Annotated in this window: 1 pseudogene; it reads right to left on the bottom strand. The window is 39.7% G+C overall.

Annotated features, from left to right (window positions below):
- A pseudogene (locus AAEY79_RS15380) lies at window positions 1-262 on the bottom strand (NADP-dependent isocitrate dehydrogenase); the annotation flags it as partial.

Below are 262 nucleotides of genomic sequence, written 5' to 3'. Positions count from 1 at the left end.
GCGTATTAATCGCTCTGATCCCTCTTTAGAGATATTTTTAATACCTAAACCACATTCTTGGGTAAAACGAAGCCGAGTTACGCCCATTTCTTCACATAAAAAAACGAGCATTTTTTCACTTTCAACACTGCCCGCTTGCCACTCAATTCCTGAGTACACATCTTCACTGCTATCACGCAGCACGGTAATATGCGTGGTAAATGGGTTTTTTAATGGTGACGGTAATGCACTAAATCCTTTAATGGTTCGCATATTTACATAC

Origin of the sequence: Psychrobacter sp. GW64-MNA-CIBAN-0177, assembly GCF_040309585.1 — a bacterium.
Classification (GTDB): Bacteria; Pseudomonadota; Gammaproteobacteria; order Pseudomonadales; family Moraxellaceae; genus Psychrobacter; species Psychrobacter okhotskensis.
This window is presented reverse-complemented; position numbering and strand designations above follow the sequence as displayed.